The following is a 19121-nucleotide window of genomic DNA, read 5'->3' as shown; positions in this document are numbered from 1 at the left end:
AACTACACCCCCAATTATGAAGAGCCACCAATGTGACGAGCACGCGGTAGCGTGCTCGCCTCAACGTCGCTTGGTCAGTTGTCGGTGTTCTCTGAGCCTTCGGTGAGGTCGGTCAGGGTCTTAGCCTGATCGGAGGAGAGGAGTGACCTCATGTCCTCCAGATACGACGTCAGCGAATCCCTTTGGGCGGTGAGCTGAGCGACGTGCTCCTGAGCGGACTCGCGCTCCGTGCGTGCCGTCTCGCGTGCCTCCGACAGGATCGCTCCGGCCTGTGCCCGCGCCTCTGAAAGAATCTCCTCTGCCTCTGCGGTGGCCTGGGCAACGCGCTGGGTGGCATCCGCCTGAGAGGTGGTGCGCAGGGCCTCGGCGCGGCTCACGGCCTCGGAGAGGCGCCTTTCAGCGTCCGTGGCCTTCTTCTCGGCCTCGGACACCATCGTGTTCATGGCCTGACGCTGGGAGGCTTCCTCCGCGGCGAGCGAGTCGGCTGATTCCTGTGCGGTCCTGGCGAGATCCTCACGCAGCTGTGCGGTCTCGGTGGAGATCCGGTTGTCGTGGGCGACCTTCTCGGACGAGAGGAGTGCCTCGTGCTCGGCACGTTCCTTCTCGATGCGTTCCTGGTGGGCGGCGAGCTCGCGGGCCAGCCTGTCGCGCTGTTCTGTGGTCTCGTTGGCGAGACGCTCATTGTGGCTTGCCGACTCGGACTGGATCCGGTTTCGGTGGCTGGCCAGTTCCTCAGCAAGATTGCGTTCCTGGGTGGATCGGAGGGTGGCGAGTTCCTCGTTGGTGGAGGTGCGTAGGCTCCTCACCTCCGATTCGGTCTTGCTCCGGAGTTCCGCCACGTCGTGCTGCGCTTCGGTACGCAGGCGGTTCGCCTCGCGTTCGGCGGAGGACACGAGTTCTTCGGCCTTGACGCGAGCATTGTCGAGTTCCGTGGTGGCGGCCGCCGTGGACGACTTCCTCTCGTCATCAGCATCTCGGCGGGCCTTGGCGAGGAGTTCAGCGGCCTGACGCTCAGCGTTCTCCGTCAGGGACGAAGCCTGCTGGCTGGCGCGGTTAAGGGCCTTCTCAGCATCGGAGTTAGCTCGCGTGACGATGTCGAGTGCCTGCTCCTCGGTGGAGCGCAGGAGGCGTTCAACGCGGGCTCCGAGGCCGGAATAGGAGGGCCGGTCGTTCTCAGCCAGTTCCCTGCGTGCCTCGGCGAGCTCACCAGACAGCTTGAGGACCTCCGAGTCGAGTGTGGCCACCTGGGACCGGGTTTCGTTCAGGGACGCGGTTAGTGCATGAAGCTTCTGATCGACCTGGGCGCGGTCGTACCCACGCATCACGATCGGAAACTGAGATTCCTCCATAGCAATCCTTTCTATACCCCTTAAGAGTACGTGCTCGGGGAAGTTTGATACCCCTTGTAGTGTGAAACTGAGTACGCTCTTTGCAAAAGACTACTTTATGAAATCGTTATACAACTATGCTTGAGCACTGATAAACCGAGGAGGAACGACGTGAAACGACTGCCAGCAGCTCTACTGCTTGTTATTGGTGTCGCCGTGCTTGTGATCGGCATTGGCTCTGCCACCTGGTGGAAGCCGAGCACAACCATTGTGGCGAATACGGCATCCAGTTCTCAGTCCGGCATCATCGCAACTGATGCTGGCGTGCTTGAGCTTGTTGACGACACTGTGCGTGTGACGGCCCGCGCCGAAGGCACGACGGTGGAGATGGTGGTGGCATCCACCTCGACCGCGAATCTGTGGTTGGGGGATGAGCCGCACGTGTCCGTCACGGGACTGGAGAACTGGCAGACTCTTGCCACGACTGATCCCGAGAACGACACGGCCCCCGAAGGAGAACTGTCCCTGCAGGGATCGGACCTCTTCAACCCCGAGAACTTCATTTCCGGTGACGGATCGGCGGAGCTCTTCTTCACGGTTCCCGACGGCGACTGGACTCTCATCGCCATCGGTCAGGACGGCACCACTCCAGAGCTGACCATCACGTGGGAGCGCGACGTTCAGACCCCGTGGTCGGTCCCGCTCGCCATCCTCGGCATTGTCCTTCTCGCCGCGGGTAGCGCACTGTTCCTTTACCAGAGCCAGAAGAAGACTGTTGCCAAGCGCCGCGCCGAGAGCCAGGAACGCTCGGAGCGCCGCGAGCGCGCCGACTCGACCGACACCACGATCATCCCCGCCATCAAGGACGGCTCCGCCAAGGACAGGTCCGCTCAGGATGGTGCAGCGGGTACTGATGGCGGCGAGTCTGAGGTTCGCACGGACGTCAAGGAGGAGACGGGCGGCATCTACGGTGCCGGCATCCTCCCCGCGAGCCCGCGTGCGGCAGAGTTCCGTGCAGCGGCTGACGCCGAGGCCGACGTGGAAGCATCCAATGAGGATGAGACCGAGTCCGCCGATGAGGCAGACGGTTCCTCCGACGCTGCCGGTTTCGTGGTGGCGGATGACTCCGAGTCCGCCGTGGAGGAGTCTCTCGTTGAGGCAGGGGACGGCGATGATAGCGCCGAAGAATTGACCGAGACCGACGAGGCACTAGATGCCTCGGAGGCTACTGAAGAAAACCTGGACGGCGAAGCCTCCCGGGATGAAACGGATGATGAGACCGTGGGAGAATTCGACGGTGAGGATTCGTCGGCCTCCTCCCTGGATAAGGAATCCGAGACTGCGTCCGCAGATGAGTCGGACGATCGGGAAGATGGCACGCGAGGCTCCTCTGATGAGTGGCGTTCGCTGTGGGGCTTTGGGCCGAAGGAGTAAGAATGAAGATGAAGAGACAGTACTGGGCTCTGGCCATTGCTACGACCATGGTGCTCGGAGCCTGCTCCGACGCTGACGAGCTTCCCACCCCCTCGGTGGAGACACCGTCGACCTCGAGCACGGAGGGCACGGACGGCACCGAGGAGCCGAGTGATGATGCCACCATCACCGAGGGCGAGGGACAGTCGCAGCGCGCCGACCAGGTGCTGGAGGCGATCTCTACGGCCCTGGATCAGGCGTACGAGGAGCGCACCACCGAGAACATCGTGGAGCGCATCAACGGTCCCGCCCGCCAAACCATTGAGGCGGAGTTCGCGAACGCTGAGCGCTTCGGCACAGAGGACCTCGCTCCCGTGCCGCTGACGGATGCTGCCTCCACCTGGAGCACATCAGCCGACTTCCCGCGCGTTGCCATGGTGTTCACGGAGAACCCCGAGACCGGGTCCAACGATCAGCTCGTTGTGCTCTCCCAGGTGAACGGCCGCAGCAACTACAAGCTGTGGGGCTATGCGGACCTGGTGCCGGCAGAGGCAGACATTACGTTCGCGACCGACACCGATGCGATTGCGAAGGACTCTGCTGAGGGACTGGCAACCAGCCCCCTTCAGGCCCTGAACGAGTACGCGGATCGGCTTCGTGGCGACAGCACCAGCGTGACGTATGAGGACGATGCTCTGACCTCGTCCCTCCACGCTCAGCGCGACTCGATCTCCGATTCCCTGGGCGAGACCGGCACGGTCTCCATCGATGCTCGCGCACTCAACCACGGTCCGCTCTCCATGGCGACCGAGGACGGTGGCGCCGTCACCATGGGTTCGCTCGAGTACGACGTGTCGATCGACCGCACCGTATCGGGATCCACGATCACCGTTGGCGATGAGCTGGCGCAGTGGATGACCGGGGAAGCGGATTCGTCATACGATATTCAGGGAACTTTGACGTCCACGTACTACGTGACGGTCGCGTTCTACATTCCAGCTAGGGGAGAGGGCAACGTCCAGGTGATCGCCACGAGCTATCCTGTTCTCATGAACGTGACGGACGACGCCTCCACCAACCCTGACGAGTAACGAAAAAGAGGATTGACGGGATGACTCAACCATTGAATATTCGAGGGGCAGTAGACCTCTCAACTCTTGCTCCCGCAAAGGAGCAGGAACGCCTACGGGAACAGACCACGAACGAAAATGGGGAACAGGTGATTCCCGGTCCGTTCGTGCGCGACGTGACCATGGAGAATATTCAGTCCTTCCTTGAGCTCTCCCTTCACGTCCCCCTCATCATCGCCTTCAAGTCGCCGCGCTCCGAGGGCTCCATCAAGCTCGTCGACACCCTGTCGACCATCGTGGCCGCACGCGCCGGTGCCGTGGGCCTCGGCGTGGTTGATGCTGACGCCACCCCGGAGATCGTGGGCGTGTTCCAGGTGCAGGCAGTGCCCACGACCCTCGCGGTCCTGGGCGGCAACCCGGTTCCGCTGTTCCAGGGGACGATGGAGGCGGAGGATGTCAGCAAGGCTGTCGACTCGGTCCTGCAGGCGGCCCAGCAGCTCGGTGTCAAGGGCAAGCTCGATGGCGACGAGAACGGCAAGCTCCCCGAACCTGAGCTCCCCGTGCACGTCCAGGAAGCCAACGCGGCCCTTGCCGAAGGCGACTTCGACAAGGCACACGAGGCCTACACGAAGGCCCTCAAGGAGAACCCGGGCGACGAGATCGCCAAGGTGGAGCTCCTCCGCGTCGAGCTCATGCAGCGCGTCCAGTCCTACGACGTTCAGCAGGTCATGACCGAGGCGCAGAACGCCGAGGCCAGCGACTGGGAGATCCAGCTACGAGTGTCCGACATTGAGATGGCAGCGAACCGTCCCGAGAACGCATTCGGCCGCCTCCTCGCAGTCGTGCAGGCAACCAAGGGCGATGATCGTGACGCGACCCGAGCACGCCTCGTCGAGTACTTCTCCATCGTTGGCCTGCACGACCCGCTGGTTGTCGAGGCGCGCAAGCAGCTCGCCAACTCACTGATGTAGGAGGCCGAGTTCGCGCGACAACCGCGATAACTGAGACGAATAGGGATGGGGGATGCTCGAACTGTGAGCATCCCCCATCCCTATCTAGTTAAGACCTCGTGACCATTTCTACGTGGAGACCGTGTCTACAGCGCGACCTGTTCTACGTAGCTATTCGGACTCAGGATCCCATGACTGAATCTCATGGTTGAGAAGCATGGGCGACGCACTGTGTCAGCTCCAGTGGTCAGTCACGTGGTTGGCACCAGCAGGCACGTGCATCAGTCCCGAACCAGCCAGGCCGTCGTGTCCGTACCGATCGTGTCAGTGACCGGGGTGGAAGACAACACCACCCGCCATCCCTCGGGCCGATCCGCCTCATCATCGAAGGTCGTGATGACACGGATGTCACCGACCAGGTAATCGAGGGTCGTGTCCGTGGACTGATCGTCGATCCCGGAGGTGCCAAGGCCGTTCTGCGAGCGGAGGGCCAGAGCCTTCCTCACGAAGTTGAGGCTCGAGTCCGGGTCGGCCTCCTGAACATCGACGGCGAAGCCGTTCCACCCGTCCGGTTGGGGGAGCCAGGTTTCGCCCGTGGGGGAGAAGCCCGCACCGGGTTCCGCGGACACCCAGGGGAGCGGGACGCGGCAGCCATCACGGCCCGCCTCCTCGCCCTTGGTGCGGAAGAACGTGGGGTCCTGTCGTGCCTCGTCGGGAAGGGACGTGTGCTCGGGGAGTCCGAGTTCCTCTCCGTTGTAGAGGTAGGCGGAGCCGGGTAGTGCCAGCATGAGGAGCTGGGCCGCCTGGGCCCTCCTCGTACCTAGCTCAAAGTCGGGCTGGGGATCGGTGGCGTAGATGCCGTTCGGGCCCTTCCCCGTGCGCTCGAGCCCCATGCGGGAGGGCAGGCGAACCACGTCGTGGTTGTTGAACACCCAGGTCGTGGGGGCCCCAACCCCGTTGTTGACCTCATAGGAGCGTGCGATCACGTTCTGGAGGGAGTCCTTCGACCACGGGCTGGAGAGGAAAGAAAAGTTGAAGCACTGCTGGAATTCGTCCGGTCGGACGTAGAGGGACCTGCGGGCATCGTCGTGCACCCAAGCCTCCGCACACATCATCGCCTCGTACGAGTCAACGATCGTGCGCCATGAACGGTAGATCTCGTGCACCGAGTCCCTGTCCCACATGGGAGGGGCTGACACGCTGTCGTCATCTAGGCCCGAGACCATCGCCCAGTCGTGATCCCAGTCGGGAAGCTCCGGGTCCTTCATGAGACCGTGAGCCACATCGACACGGAAACCGGAAACACCGCGGTCGAGCCAGAACCGCAGGATCGACTCGAACTCCTCCCTTACCTCCGGGTTCTCCCAGTTGAGGTCGGGCTGGGACGAATCGAACAGGTGCAGGTACCACTGACCGTCCTCGACGCGAGTCCATGCTGGCCCACCAAACACGCTCCGCCAGTTCGTTGGCGGCAGTTCGCCGTTCTCGCCCCTACCCTCACGGAACCAGTACCGATTGCGTGGCTCGGATCCCTTCGGCGAGTTCAACGCCTCCTGGAACCACACGTGCTGATCGGAGGTGTGGTTCGGAACCAGGTCGACAATGACCTTAATGCCGAGCTCGTTCGCCTTCTGGATCAGCTCCGTCGCATCGTTAAGACTGCCGAACAGCGGATCGATATCCCGGTAGTTCGAGACGTCGTAGCCGTGGTCCTTCTGGGGTGAGGTGTAGAACGGCGAGATCCACACGGCATCGACTCCGAGGGATGAGATGTAGGGGAGCTTCGAGGTGATGCCGGGGAGGTCACCAACGCCATTGGTGGTCGACTTAAAGAAACGTGGGTAGATCTGGTAGATAACGGCGGAACGCCACCATTCTCCAGAACTCGGGTGGGTCAGAATCATTTATTCCCTCGGTGCTGCGCCGGACGAGCCGCGCGTGATCAGTTCGGAACGGAAGGTCATCGGAACCCGCTCCGGATTCCCTCCCGTCATTATCTCTACCAGGGTACCGACTGCGGCCCGAACAATCTCACGAACCGGCTGCCTGTTGCTCGTGAGTGGGGGAGCAGTAAACGACATCAGCTGCGAATCGTCGTGACCGATGATCGACACGTCCTCTGGGACCCGCAGTCCGCGCTCGCGGATCTTCCGAATGGAACCAAGGGCAAGAATGTCCGTACCGCAGATGATGGCGGTCATGCCGTAGTCGAGAAGCTGATCGGTTGCCCGAGCCCCATCCTCTGGGCTCAGGTGCGCGTGCACGACCAGTTGGTCGCTATCGGGACACAGCTCCATCATCATCTGCCGGTAACCCATCGCCATGTCCTGGGCCGGACGGAAGCGTTCCGGGCCGGCAATGAGCCCAATGGAACGATGCCCGGAATGGTACAGGTGGCGGACGGACTCGCGTGCGGCCTCAACGTGGTCGGTTGAGAAGTCCGGGACACCGATGTTGGGGTTGCGACCATTGATCGTCACGAACGGGATCTCACGTTCCCCGTAGGAGAGGTAGCGGCGCACGGTCTCCGAATCATCCTGATCGAAACCGGACAGGAAGATGACGCCAGCAACCTGCTGCTCGACCAACATCTGCAAATAGCTCTCGGGACCACCCGTACCGGAGGTGTGAGTGAGGACGACGGGAGCGTAGCCGTTTGCCGTCACGAGTGCCACGAGTTCAGCGATGAACGTGGGTGCAACGGTCGATGCAAAATCGGGTGTCACAATGCCGATCCTGGAGCCGCCGGCCTCTCGAAACTCAACGGGCTTCTCGTAACCAAGCTGATTCAGCGCCTCCATGACAAGCTGCCTGGTACTGGACGCAACAGTCGACTTTGAGTTGAGAACGCGGGAAACCGTGGCCGTGGAAACACCGGCCTTTTCCGCGACATCGGCCAAGCGAATCTTCTTCGCCATCGAACCGTCCTTCGAGCTGACAATTGGTTATCTAACGGTAAATTGTAATGGATTGCAACGGGGAAGTACGGACTTTAGGACCTCAACCTGCCCCTTTATCTTTTCTCGTTCACTTTTGTTTCCGGACATGCAACTCAGAGTCGCTTCTTGCAACCGGATCTGAAATATTGGGCTACGCAGCTTGCTAGGCTGCACTCATGAAGTCAGTTGATGGGGATAAGCTGCCATACGGTGTGTACGAGCTGGTTGACTCGGCACGGTTGCCGAAGGAGCTCTTTCCGGTCGAATCGGAACCCACGTTCGAAAAGGTCGAAGAGGCCGAACGCATCCGGGTCCTCTCCACCTACATTGCCCAGCGGCTCGAACACCAGCTCACCATCGTCACCAAGGAGGAGCGCGTCGACATTGTCAATCGCGCGCTCCAGTCAATCGATCCGGCGGACGCAATTAACTGGAGCGCCCATGACGACAAGGACAGAGGGTCGTTTCAGCAACTCGTCGCTCTTGCAGAACGCAAGACGAAACTTGCCAGGCCGAGCACTCCTCTGTCCGGCGTTTCCCTCCTAACAAACAGTCCGAAGGAGCCATCGCTCAAGAGCGAGATCACGAAGGAGCTTGCGAGTACGGATCGTGTGGACCTCATCTGTTCCTTCCTCAAGGTCAGCGGCATCAACCTCATCGAGCAGACACTTGAGGCCCTGAGGGGGAGGGGCGTTCCCCTCCGCATCGTGACAACGACGTACATGGGGGCCACGGATGCGAAGGCGGTGCAGAAGCTCCACGACCTGGGAGCTGAGATCAAGATCAGCTACGCGAACCAGTCGACGAGGCTTCACGCAAAGGCGTGGCTGTTCGAGAGGGACTCGGGTTTCAGCACGGGTTACGTTGGTTCGTCGAACCTGTCTGCCGCTGCCATGACCGACGGACTCGAATGGAATGTGCGGCTCTCGAGCGTCACAACCCCCGGGGCACTTGCGCAGTTCCGTGCCTCTTTCGAGCTGTACTGGAATGATCCCCAGTTCGTGACGTACAGCCCGGAGCAGTTCGATGAACTCGATGCTGCGCTATCGAGAGCGCGACGCGAGGGCGGTCAGGTCCGTACACTCGAGGCGATCAACACGACGTTCCTCGATGTCTATCCCCGCCCACATCAGGCAAGCATGCTCGATCACCTGGCAGCGGAGCGCTCCCGTGGCCATCACCGAAACCTTGTGGTGTCAGCAACCGGCACGGGCAAGACCATCCTTTCCGCCCTCGATTTCAGGAACCTGACCGAGCAACTCGAAGAGCCACGGCTCCTGTTTGTTGCGCACAGACGCGAGATCCTCTATCAGGCTCGAGAAGCCTTCCGAGCAACACTCCGCAAGAACCGACTCGGAGAGATCCTGGGGGATGGTGAGCGGCCCGAAGAGTGGCACCATGTGTTCGCCACCATCCAGTCGCTCAGTCGTGGCGCCATAGACCACCTGTCAAGAGACCACTTCGATGTCGTCATCATCGACGAGTTCCATCACGCTGATGCTCGGACCTATCGCGACCTCATCAACTTCGTTCAACCTCAAGAGCTTGTCGGCCTCACGGCCACGCCAGAGCGCGGGGACGGAACCAACGTTGCCGATGAGTTCTTTGACGGGAGGATCGCCACCGAGCTGAGGCTCTGGGATGCTCTCGATGCGGATTTGCTTGTCCCGTTTCACTACTTCGGTATCGATGATGGCACTGACCTTTCTGCACTCGAACTCCGCCAGGGCAACTACGAATCATCCGAACTCGATCGGATCTACATCGATAGAGAAGAGACTGCCCAGAGGCGACTGAGCGTCATCTTCGAAGAACTCGAACGGAAGGTTGCCGATCCGAGGAGCATGAAGGCACTGGGATTCTGCTCCTCTAAGCGCCACGCAGAGTACATGGCTGAGGCCTTCAACAGGGCGAACATTCCAGCAGAGGTTCTCCTCGGCGAGAGCGACACGAGCATACGCAGTAACGCCGTTGATCGGCTACTCTCCGACAGCGATCCTCTCGCAATCATCTTCACGGTCGACATCTTCAACGAAGGCATCGACATCCCCGAGGCGGACACGATCCTGATGCTCCGTCCCACCCAGTCCCCGACCTTGTTCCAGCAACAGCTCGGTAGGGGACTGCGCAGGGCGCCCAAGAAGGCCGTTCTCACCGTCCTCGATTTCGTCGGTAATCAATCCAAGCTCTTCCGCTTCGATCGCAAGTACACGGTCTTCGGCCGTGGCGGACGATTGACCGAGAAGATGGTTGAGGAAGGGTTTGCGGACGTGCCTGCAGGGTGTTCGATCCAGCTTGACCAGATCGCTCAAGGCCTGATCCTCGCCAGATTGAAAGACGCCCTCCAAGTACCGACCAGGAAGCTCGTCCCAGAGGTTGGTGCCTTCCTCAGGCAACAGCACACGGGCACACCAGCTGTGAGCCAGCTGCCGGCCTTCCTTGCTGAAACCGGTCGGGGCCTCGAACACATCTATAGGTTCACGGCCGATGTGCAGATTGGCAACTGTAAGGCGAAGCGGACGTGGACCTCGCTGGTCGCTGCCTCAGGTGTGGAAAGCCATCTGACGAACCTGTTTTCGGATGAGAGGTTTGTTGAGATCCAGAACCGGATCATCGCTCTCACGTCCGTGAACGACCCCGGTCGAGTCGACGGATACAGGGAACTCCTGCGCGGGAAGTCTGTCGAGGCCGATCTTAGCGATGTCGAACGTCGGCTGGCATGGATGCTGGCCTACTCGTTCTGGACGAACGGAAAGTTCGCTGGAGCTACCGAGAAGTTCACCCTTGACGAGGCACTGACCGTGCTCCGCCAGTACCCAGCTGTTGCCGATGAACTCGAGCAGGTCTGGGAGCTTGTCGCCGATGCTGACAGACAAGTGTTTGCTCCAGCCCATGGCCTCGAAGGACGCTCTCCACTCGTGACCCACGGTTACTACAGTCGCGAGGAGCTATTCGCAGGTCTCGGTGCGCACGAGAAGAATGGGCGGCCACCGAGCAGCGTCGTCGAAGGAGTTCTCGAGTCTGACGCTCTCGATGCTGTGGCTCTGCTCGTGACCCTTGAGAAGACCGAGAAGCACTTCTCTCCGCAGACCATGTACAAGGATTACGCGGTCGCTACTGACATGTTTGCGTGGGATAGCCAGGGCAGCACGAGCCCCGAGTCATCCCGGGGGCAGATGCTGCAGGGGATTGGACCCGATGTGAAGATGCCACTCCTGTTCGTCAGGCGATCGAAGACAGGTGGCCCCATCCCCGGCGCCACAGAGCCCTACATGTTCCTTGGACCCGTGAAGTATCTCCATCATGAGGGGTCTCAACCCATGCACATCACCTGGGAGCTGGAGACTGACATGCCGGCCGATGTCTTCAATATTGCCAAGGCGGCAGGTTAGGAATCCTTCAGTGCCACCGAGTTCTTCCTGTTACCTGTTCTTCTGAACTCTCGGTACATACAAAGAAGTCGTGGGGCCCATCCTGGACCCCACGACTCTTGCTAGTGATAGTTACTACTTCTCGAGCCTCTTGAATGACTTGGGAACCATCCAAATGACACCGAGGGGAGGAACACGCAGGGCCGCGGACTGAGCGCGACCATTCCAACCAATCGGATCGGTCTTGATCTCGGTATTGACGACACCGGAACCACCGTAGGCAGGATCGTCCGTATTGAGGATCTCCTCCCACTCACCCGGGAAGGGGAGACCAACACGGTAGTTCTCGTGCGGGGTGCCGGCGAAGTTCACGACCGCAACCAGCCAGTCCTTCTCGTCCTTCGACTTGCGGACGAAAGAGAGGACGTTGTGGTCACCATCGGAGACCTCGATCCACTCGAAACCGTGGTTCGTGAAGTCATCGCCCCACAGTGCAGGGTGCTCAACGTAGAGTCGGTTGAGTTCCGCAACCAGAGACATCACCTGGTCGTGATCCGGGTTCTCGGTCAGCCACCAGTCGAGACCCTTGCTTTCGCTCCACTCATCGATCTGAGCGAACTCCTGACCCATGAAGATGAGCTGCTTGCCGGGATGTGCCCACTGGTAGGCAAAGAGGGAACGAACACCCGCTCGCTTCTGCCAGTCATCACCCGGCATCTTCGAGTACAGGGAGCCCTTACCGTGCACAACCTCGTCGTGGGAGATCGGCAGGAGGAACTGCTCGGAGAACGCGTACACGAGGGAGAAGGTGATCTCGCCGTGGTGGTAGCGGCGGTTGATCGGTTCCTCGGCTAGGTAACGCAACGTATCGTTCATCCAGCCCATGTTCCACTTGAGGCCAAAGCCAAGGCCGCCATTCTCGGTCAAGTCCGTGACTCCCGGCCACGACGTCGATTCCTCGGCGATCATCATGATGCCGGGGTGGTGACGGTACGCGGTGGCGTTAGCTTCCTGAAGGAACGAGATCGCCTCGAGGTTCTCGCGGCCGCCGTACACGTTCGGCTGCCACTGACCATCCTCGCGAGAGTAGTCCAGGTAGAGGAGGGAGGCCACGGCGTCGACACGGATGCCATCGATGTGGAACTCTCCCAGCCAGTACAGGGCGTTCGCTACAAGGAAGTTGCGGACCTCGTGGCGACCGTAGTTGAAGATGTAGGTTCCCCAGTCGGGATGCTCACCGCGGGTGGGATCCGGATCCTCGTACAGCGGGGTGCCATCGAAGCGTCCGAGTGCCCAACCGTCCTTCGGGAAGTGGGCGGGCACCCAGTCCATGATGACGCCGATGCCAGCATTGTGGAGCTCGTTGATGAGGTAACGGAGCTCGTCCGGGGTGCCGAAGCGTGCCGACGGAGCGTAGTAGGAGGTCACCTGGTAGCCCCAGGAGGGGCCGTACGGGTGCTCTGCCACCGGCATGAACTCCACGTGGGTGAAGCCCATGTACTTGACGTGACCGATGAGCTGCTCAGCCATCTCCTTGAAGCTAAGGCCGAGGCGCCACGAGCCCAGGTGAACCTCGTAGATGGAGATGGGACCATCGAGCGGGTTCCTAGCGGAACGGTTCGAGACCCACGCATCGTCATCCCATTCGAAGTGGGACTGGGCAATCACTGAGGCCGTCAGCGGTGGCTTCTCGGTGCGGCGTGCCATCGGGTCGGCCTTCTGATGCCAAGAACCGTCACGGTACTGAATCTCAAACTTGTAGGCCTGTCCCTCAACCGCATCGGGGATGAAGAGTTCCCACACGCCGGAGGTGCCAAGCGATCGCATGGCATGTGCCTTGCCGTTCCAGTGGTTGAAGTCGCCAACAACGCGGACAGCGCGAGCGTTCGGAGCCCACACCGTGAAGGCGGTACCGGTCGTGGTGCCAAGGGGAGAGTCGTAGGTCTTGACGTGGGCGCCAAGCATGTCCCACAGTTCCTCGTGCCTGCCCTCACCGAACAGGTAGGTGTCAAGCTCGCCAACGGTTGGGAGGAAACGGTACGGATCGTCCGTCAGGGTCTCCAAGTCCTCCGAGTAGGCGGCGCGTACACGGTAATCCGGAATTTCGGCGCCCTCAACGACCGCAACCCACACACCGTTGTACTCGTGGGTCGCCTCGACGTCGCCCCGATCCGTTTCAATGGTCACTGCCGTGGCAAGGTGGCGGATCACGCGGATGGTAACCGAGTCCTCACCAACGTGCGGGCCCAGGACATCGTGCGGGGCATAAAAATCGCCGTAGGCGACCGCCGCCAAATCATCCTGTGATACCTCTACTGGCTTAAGTTCCATGTTGACCTCTTTCCCCTGGTTATCTAAGGCTAGCCCGTCGCTGCCCTCTTCGGAGGCGGAATCAGTGACGGAGTCGGCCTCCTCATCAGCCCTATCAGGATCTGAATCCTGCACTTCCTCAGCCTCGGTCTCATCCTCGGTACTGGTCACGGCAACCGCACCAGCGCCGACAGCTACGCTAGCCGCGGCAGTCGCCGCGAGAGCCGCGTGAGAAACCGTCTCGGATGCCTCTGAAGGGTCCGAATCGGAGTCGGAGGCGGTATCGGCTTCAGAAGCTTCTACAGATTCGGACACTGGTTCAGGTTCAGCAGACACCGCGGATTCTGAAGCCACGTCTGATTCAGCAGCCACGGTTGGTTCGACCGACGTAGATTCGGCCGCAGCTTCTCCCACGAGTGGTGCGGCCTGCGCCGATGCCACCTGCGACTGTCCGAGTCCCTCCGCGGGAGCCGCCTCGGGGCTCGCGCTGTGCTTGGGTGGTGCGACCGGTTCGCTACCGAGCAGGTTCTGGACGGCGGTGACGGGCACGGAGATCCAGTCGGGTCGGTGTGCAGCCTCGTACGAGACCTCGTAGAGGGCCTTGTCGAGCTCGAGGGCGCGCAGAAGCTCATCCGAACCCTTTGGAAGCTCGCCGTAGCCGTCGAGGAACGCGGCCTGAGCCTTGTCCACCCAGGACAACGCTGCGTCGGGATCTGAACCCTGGCGGGAGATGTGACCACCCACGTAGTCGAAGGAGCGAAGCATGCCAGCAACATCGCGCAAGGCGAGATCGGGTGCGGTGCGCTCAACGAGAGGACGAAGCGGTTCGCCCTCAAAATCCAGAACAACCCAGGAGCGACCCTGCACGTCAAGAACCTGACCGAGATGATAGTCGCCGTGGATCCTTTGCAGATCCGGCCATTGGCTCGACTGCGTCGCAGCGTCAAAGACGGCGTTGATGCGGGGGAGGAGGGGTTCCAGCTCGGGGGCCGCAACAGCGGCGGCTTCGGCGCGCCTGCGCCACGCCTGCGACAGCTGCTCCTTATCTGCCTCCGACACCTCGTTGGTCGGCATGACCTGAGCGAGAGTGTCGTGGATGGCGCGGGTGGCCGTTCCTAGGGCCGCGATCGAGTCGCGGTCGATGTCGCCACGTGCCGACTGTTCGGTCATGACCCGCCACGCATCTCGGGCACCGGTCATGAACTCTTGGAGGACAAGGATGTGGCCAGTGACTTCCTGGCCGTTTTCCTGCCAGGTGGCAAGAGCCGCGCCCTTGGGTGCGGCCACGTGCGGGGAATCTGCCTCCGACAGCGCCTGCGTGAGGATCACGTCGGGGTTGAGTCCCGAGTTGAGCACGCGGAACACTTTGAGGATCACGGTTTCGCCGGACTTCAGTTCGTACAGGATTGAGGTGTTGGACTGCTCTCCGGTGAACTTCGCCGAGGTGGCGATCGGCATGATGTCCTCGATGGAGCGGCCCGTCAGCGTGCCGCACTCGCCCTCGCCATCGACCCACTGGGTGAGGCTGGCCTCGAGTAGTGCGCGGTGACCGAAGCGGAGCTCGGTTGCGTCGTACACGAGCTTGCCGCGGTCCTTCGTGATGAGATCATGCTCGAAGGCAGTGGAGCTCAGAACGAGCGGAACCACGTAGGTGGAGGAGCCGGATTCGACAAGGAAGATATCGACCTGGGGGTCGCCTGCGGCGATCACCCACCGGCCCTTAATGGTGACTGTGTCTGCGCTGTCGGAGGAGACAAACCAACGCTGGGTCTGCATCCACGCAGCAAGATCCGTGGTGAACACTAGGCGTCCTTATCTGTTTCTGGATCTGCATCCGGCTGAATCGGGGAGGGAACGGCCGCGGCCTCGTAGCGGTCGGGTTGGGGCTCGACCTTGGCAGGCATGCCATCCACGGGTGCTGCTTCCACCAGCTCGGGGGAGGAGACAGTCAACCAGAAGAAGTCGCGAGAACCGAGGGTGGACAGGTAGGTGCCATCGCTTTCCACGCTGGGGAAGCCCGCGCCACCAAATACGTCCGTCACCCGCCATCCCGCGTACTTCTCCGGCAGCGTGATCGTGGCGGCACGTGGCGTGTTCGCCATGTTCATGACGCACAGAACCGTGTCGTCCTCGTCGTAGCGCAGGAACGCAAGGACCGCCTCGTTGTTCGTTGGTAGGATCTCGAACGCTCCCGAACCAAGAACGGGGTGCTGCTTGCGGATCTCGAGCATGCCTCTCGTCCAGTGCAACAGGGAGGAGGGCTGGGCCAGCTGGGACTCCACGTTGACGGACTGGTAGTGGTGCACAAGAGACTGGATGGGCGGCAGGTAGAGCTTGCCGGGATCGGCTGAGGAGAATCCCGCGTTACGATCCGGGGTCCACTGCATGGGTGTGCGCACGCTGTCGCGGTCGGGGAGCCAAATGTTGTCCCCCATCCCAATCTCGTCGCCGTAGTAGAGGCAGGGAGAACCGGGCAGGGACAGCAGAAGTGCGTTCGCAAGCTCAATCTCGGGGCGCGAGTTACCAAGCAACGGGGCAAGCCTGCGGCGAATACCAACGTTCGCTCTCATGCGAGGATCTTCCGCGTACCAGCCGTACATGGCGGCGCGCTCCTCGGTTGACACCATCTCGAGCGTGAGCTCGTCGTGGTTGCGCAGGAACGTGCCCCACTGGGCTCCCTTCGGGATGTCTGGGGTGGCGGCCAGGATGTCCTTGATGGAGGTGGCTCGCTGCTCGCGCAGGGAGTAGTAGATGCGGGGCATGACGGGGAAGTGGAAGCACATGTGACACTCGGGGGATTCCTCCGAGCCGTAATACTCGACCACGTCCTCCGGCCACTGGTTGGCCTCGGCCAGCAGGATGTGGCCCGGGAACTCCGTATCCATCATCTTACGCAGCTTGGCAATGAAGTCATGCGTCTGTGGCAGGTTCTCGCAGTTGGTGCCCTCCTCCTCGAAGAGGTAGGGGATGGCGTCGAGGCGGAAGCCATCAACGCCGATGCGGCACCAGTAGCGCAACACATCAAAGATCGCTTCCTGCACGGCAGGGTTCTCGAAGTTGAGATCTGGCTGGTGCGAGAAAAAGCGGTGCCAGAAGTATTGGCGGCGCACTGGATCGAACGTCCAGTTCGAGGATTCGGTGTCGATGAAGATGATTCGAGCATCCTCGTACTTCTCATCCGTATCCGACCACACGTAGAAGTCACCGTAGGGACCATCCGGGTTTGCGCGTGAGGCCTGGAACCACGGGTGCTGATCCGAGGTGTGGTTGATGACGAGGTCAATGATGATCCTGATGCCGCGGGCGTGGGCCTCATCGACCAGGTAAATGAAGTCGTCAATCGTGCCGTACTCGGACTTGATCGCCGTGTAGTTGGAGATGTCGTACCCGCCGTCCCTCATGGGGGAGGGATAGAAGGGCGGGATCCACACGCAGTCAACACCGAGCCACTGGAGGTAATCCAAGCGGTCCACGAATCCACGCAGGTCACCGATACCGGAACCGTTGGAGTCGTCGATGGCGCGCAGAAGCGCCTCGTAGAACACCGCGGTCTCGTACCACTTCGGATCGTCACTCAGGCCGGGACGACCAAGGTCACCGAACGGTGAGTTGTTGGGTGAATTAGACGTTGAGACAGTACTGGTCACGAAACCCTCACAGACAGAACGTGGGCGGCAGAGCCGTGCGGATCGAGTCGAACGAAGGGACGCTGATCCCACTCAAACGTTTGATCCGACAGCTCATCATGGACGGTAATGGAGCGGCCAGCATATCCGTCCAGGCCAAGAGCCGCGAAGTTGAGGTCAATGAGAGCATCGTGGGTGATGAACGGGTCGAGGTTGAGGACCACGATCACGATGTCCTGCTCTCCCTCACCCTCGCGAGTCCGTTTTGAGAAGCACAGAATCTTGTCCGACGTGGTCGGGTGAATCGTGACGTTGCGGAGCTTCTGCAGGGCAGGGTGAGCCGCCCGAATCGCGTTCAGCTTCGTCAGCAGCGGGGTGATTCCCGTGGACTCGCCAAGGGAGTAGTCGCGTGCCTTGTACTGGTACTTCTCGTTGTCGATCTGTTCCTCAGCACCCGGGCGCGCGATGTTTTCGGCAAGTTCGTAGCCGGAGTAGATGCCCCACGTGGGTGAACCGGTGGCGGCGAGGATGGCGCGAATCGCGAAGGCGGGTACGCCACCGCGCTGCATGTAGGGCGTGAGAATGTCGTGCGTGGTCGGCCAGAACGCGGGCCGCACAAGATGATCCGAATCGTAAGCGAGCTCAAGGAGGTACTCCTCGATCTCTTCCTTTTCGTTTCGCCACGCGAAGTAGTTGTAGGACTGGTGGAAGCCAATGGCCCCAAGGGCCTGCAACATCGGAGGGTTCGTGAACGCCTCCGCAAGGAACACCACATCCGGGTACTTCTCGCGGAACTCCGCCAGCAGGCGCTGCCAGAACTCGAGAGGTTTCGTGTGTGGGTTGTCGATGCGGAACAGCGTCACGCCGTGGTCCGCCCACAGCGCCAGCATGTCGCGGATCGCGACATAGATGCCCTCCGGATCGTTGTCAAAGTTCAGGGGGTAGATGTCCTGATACTTTTTCGGAGGATTCTCGGCGTAGGCAATGGAGCCATCGACACGAGTCGTGAACCATTCCGGGTGCTCCTTGACCCACGGGTGGTCAGGGGAGGCCTGGAGTGCAATATCGAGAGCAACCTCGAGATCGAGTTCGCGTGCCCGGGCCACGAAGCTGTCAAAGTCGTCAAAGGTACCGAGGTCGGGGTGAATGGCGTCGTGGCCACCATCCTCTGAACCGATGCCGTACGGCGAACCCGGATCTCCCGGTTCCGCGGTTAACGTGTTGTTGCGGCCCTTGCGGTTCGTTGTACCGATTGGGTGAATCGGTGTCAGGTAGGCAACCGTGAAGCCCATGGCCTTGACCCGGTCAAGCTCTGCTGTGGCCGTCTTCAGCGTTCCCGACACCCAGCTGCCGTCAGAGTTCTGGTAGGCACCAGTCGAGCGCGGGAAGAACTCGTACCAGGAACCGTAGAGCGCGAGTTCACGATCGACATTCAGCGGGTACTCCGCCGAGAACGTCAGCATGTCGCGCAGGGGGTAGGTGGCAAGAGCGTCCTTCACTGCACTGGAGATGCCGTGACCCAGCAACGAGGAGGGCGCGCCTCCGGCCTTCATGGCCGCTACCGCATCAGTCAGTGCCTGCGCCTCGCTGGAGCCCTCCGGCATGTTCTCAGCCGCACGCGTGAGGACGCGTACGCCCTCATCGATCATGAGCTGTTCGTCCACTCCGGCCTCAATCTTCACGGTCGCATCGTGTTCCCACGTGCGGTACGGATCGGACCAGGACTCAACGTGGAACGACCATTCGCCCACAGCGTCCGGCACGAGCCAGCCCTCGTAGCGGTGCAGGCCGGGCTTGATGTCGACCATGCGTACGCGCTGAGCTTCCGACCCATCGGGGCGGTTGAGAACAGCTTCTGCGCTCCACGCATCGTGCCCCTCACGGAACACGGTTGCTTGGACGGGGAAAGCTTCTCCAACGGTTCCCTTTGCGGCCCACCGGCCGTCCTCAATGACAGGCGAGACATTGAGGATGGGGATGCGACCAACAGGAGCAAAGGCCGCACGCTGGGGACGTACCGGAGTTGCCGGCGTATCCTTCTGAACTGAACGACGATCCTGGGCTACAGGCTTCCGGCTGGACCGGGAATTGCTTGAAGTATTCACCCCCCAACC

The 19121-nt window shown here is 61.2% G+C and carries 10 protein-coding genes and 1 pseudogene; 4 read left to right on the top strand and 7 right to left on the bottom strand.

The features are described 5' to 3' along the window. Positions 1–74: 74 nt before the first annotated feature. The gene (locus QMB98_RS00625) at positions 75–1349 is read right to left on the bottom strand and encodes a cell division protein DivIVA (RefSeq protein WP_371683691.1); all 1275 of its coding nucleotides are present in this window, start codon (positions 1347–1349) and stop codon (positions 75–77) included. A gap of 150 nt (positions 1350–1499) precedes the next feature. Here QMB98_RS00625 and QMB98_RS00620 point away from each other — a divergent pair, with 150 nt between their 5' ends. From QMB98_RS00620 to QMB98_RS00610, 3 genes are read left to right on the top strand one after another with little or no spacing between them, the layout of a single operon-like run. Further along, entirely contained in the window at positions 1500–2762 is a 1263-nt protein-coding gene (locus tag QMB98_RS00620; protein WP_371683690.1) for a hypothetical protein, read from the top strand. Positions 2763–2764: 2 nt separating this feature from the next. After that, positions 2765–3832 (top strand): hypothetical protein, encoded by a 1068-nt coding sequence (locus QMB98_RS00615; protein WP_371683689.1) that lies wholly within the window; start codon positions 2765–2767, stop codon positions 3830–3832. 20 nt (positions 3833–3852) lie between these two features. Next, complete coding sequence (locus QMB98_RS00610; RefSeq protein ID WP_371683688.1) at positions 3853–4782, top strand: co-chaperone YbbN; 930 nt, start codon at positions 3853–3855, stop codon at positions 4780–4782. Between the two features lie 260 nt (positions 4783–5042). Here QMB98_RS00610 and QMB98_RS00605 read toward each other — a convergent pair whose 3' ends face one another. Together QMB98_RS00605 and QMB98_RS00600 are read right to left on the bottom strand one after the other, a co-directional pair. Beyond that, entirely contained in the window at positions 5043–6665 is a 1623-nt protein-coding gene (locus QMB98_RS00605; protein ID WP_371683687.1) for a glycoside hydrolase family 13 protein, read from the bottom strand. Beyond that, a complete protein-coding gene (locus QMB98_RS00600; protein ID WP_371683686.1) occupies positions 6666–7679 on the bottom strand; it encodes a LacI family DNA-binding transcriptional regulator in 1014 nt (337 codons plus the stop codon). Positions 7680–7876: 197 nt separating this feature from the next. Here QMB98_RS00600 and QMB98_RS00595 point away from each other — a divergent pair, with 197 nt between their 5' ends. After that, positions 7877–11092: a DUF3427 domain-containing protein gene (locus QMB98_RS00595; protein ID WP_371683685.1), complete on the top strand. Its 3216-nt coding sequence runs from the start codon at positions 7877–7879 to the stop codon at positions 11090–11092. Positions 11093–11206: 114 nt separating this feature from the next. Here QMB98_RS00595 and glgB read toward each other — a convergent pair whose 3' ends face one another. The 4 genes and pseudogenes from glgB to QMB98_RS00575 all read right to left on the bottom strand — a co-directional run bounded on the left by glgB (position 11207) and on the right by QMB98_RS00575 (position 19112). Then, on the bottom strand, positions 11207–13402 hold the full coding sequence (glgB, locus tag QMB98_RS00590) for a 1,4-alpha-glucan branching protein GlgB (protein ID WP_371683692.1): 2196 nt from the start codon (positions 13400–13402) through the stop codon (positions 11207–11209). A 1554-nt stretch (positions 13403–14956) separates the two neighbouring features. Then, positions 14957–15157, bottom strand: a pseudogene (locus QMB98_RS00585) (hypothetical protein); the annotation flags it as partial. Between the two features lie 26 nt (positions 15158–15183). Beyond that, positions 15184–17028 carry a maltose alpha-D-glucosyltransferase gene (gene treS, locus QMB98_RS00580; RefSeq protein WP_371683684.1) on the bottom strand — a complete coding sequence of 615 codons (1845 nt, stop codon included), beginning with the start codon at positions 17026–17028 and terminating at the stop codon, positions 15184–15186. Beyond that, the gene (locus QMB98_RS00575; protein WP_371683683.1) at positions 17025–19112 is read right to left on the bottom strand and encodes a maltotransferase domain-containing protein; all 2088 of its coding nucleotides are present in this window, start codon (positions 19110–19112) and stop codon (positions 17025–17027) included. The genes treS and QMB98_RS00575 overlap by 4 nt, the downstream gene beginning before the upstream one ends. Positions 19113–19121: the final 9 nt, after the last annotated feature.

The sequence above is a fragment of the Flaviflexus sp. genome, assembly GCF_041440645.1.
In the GTDB taxonomy this organism is placed as follows: domain Bacteria; phylum Actinomycetota; class Actinomycetes; order Actinomycetales; family Actinomycetaceae; genus Flaviflexus.
Note: the sequence above shows the minus strand (reverse complement) of the source record. Positions and strands in the feature narration are given on the sequence as shown.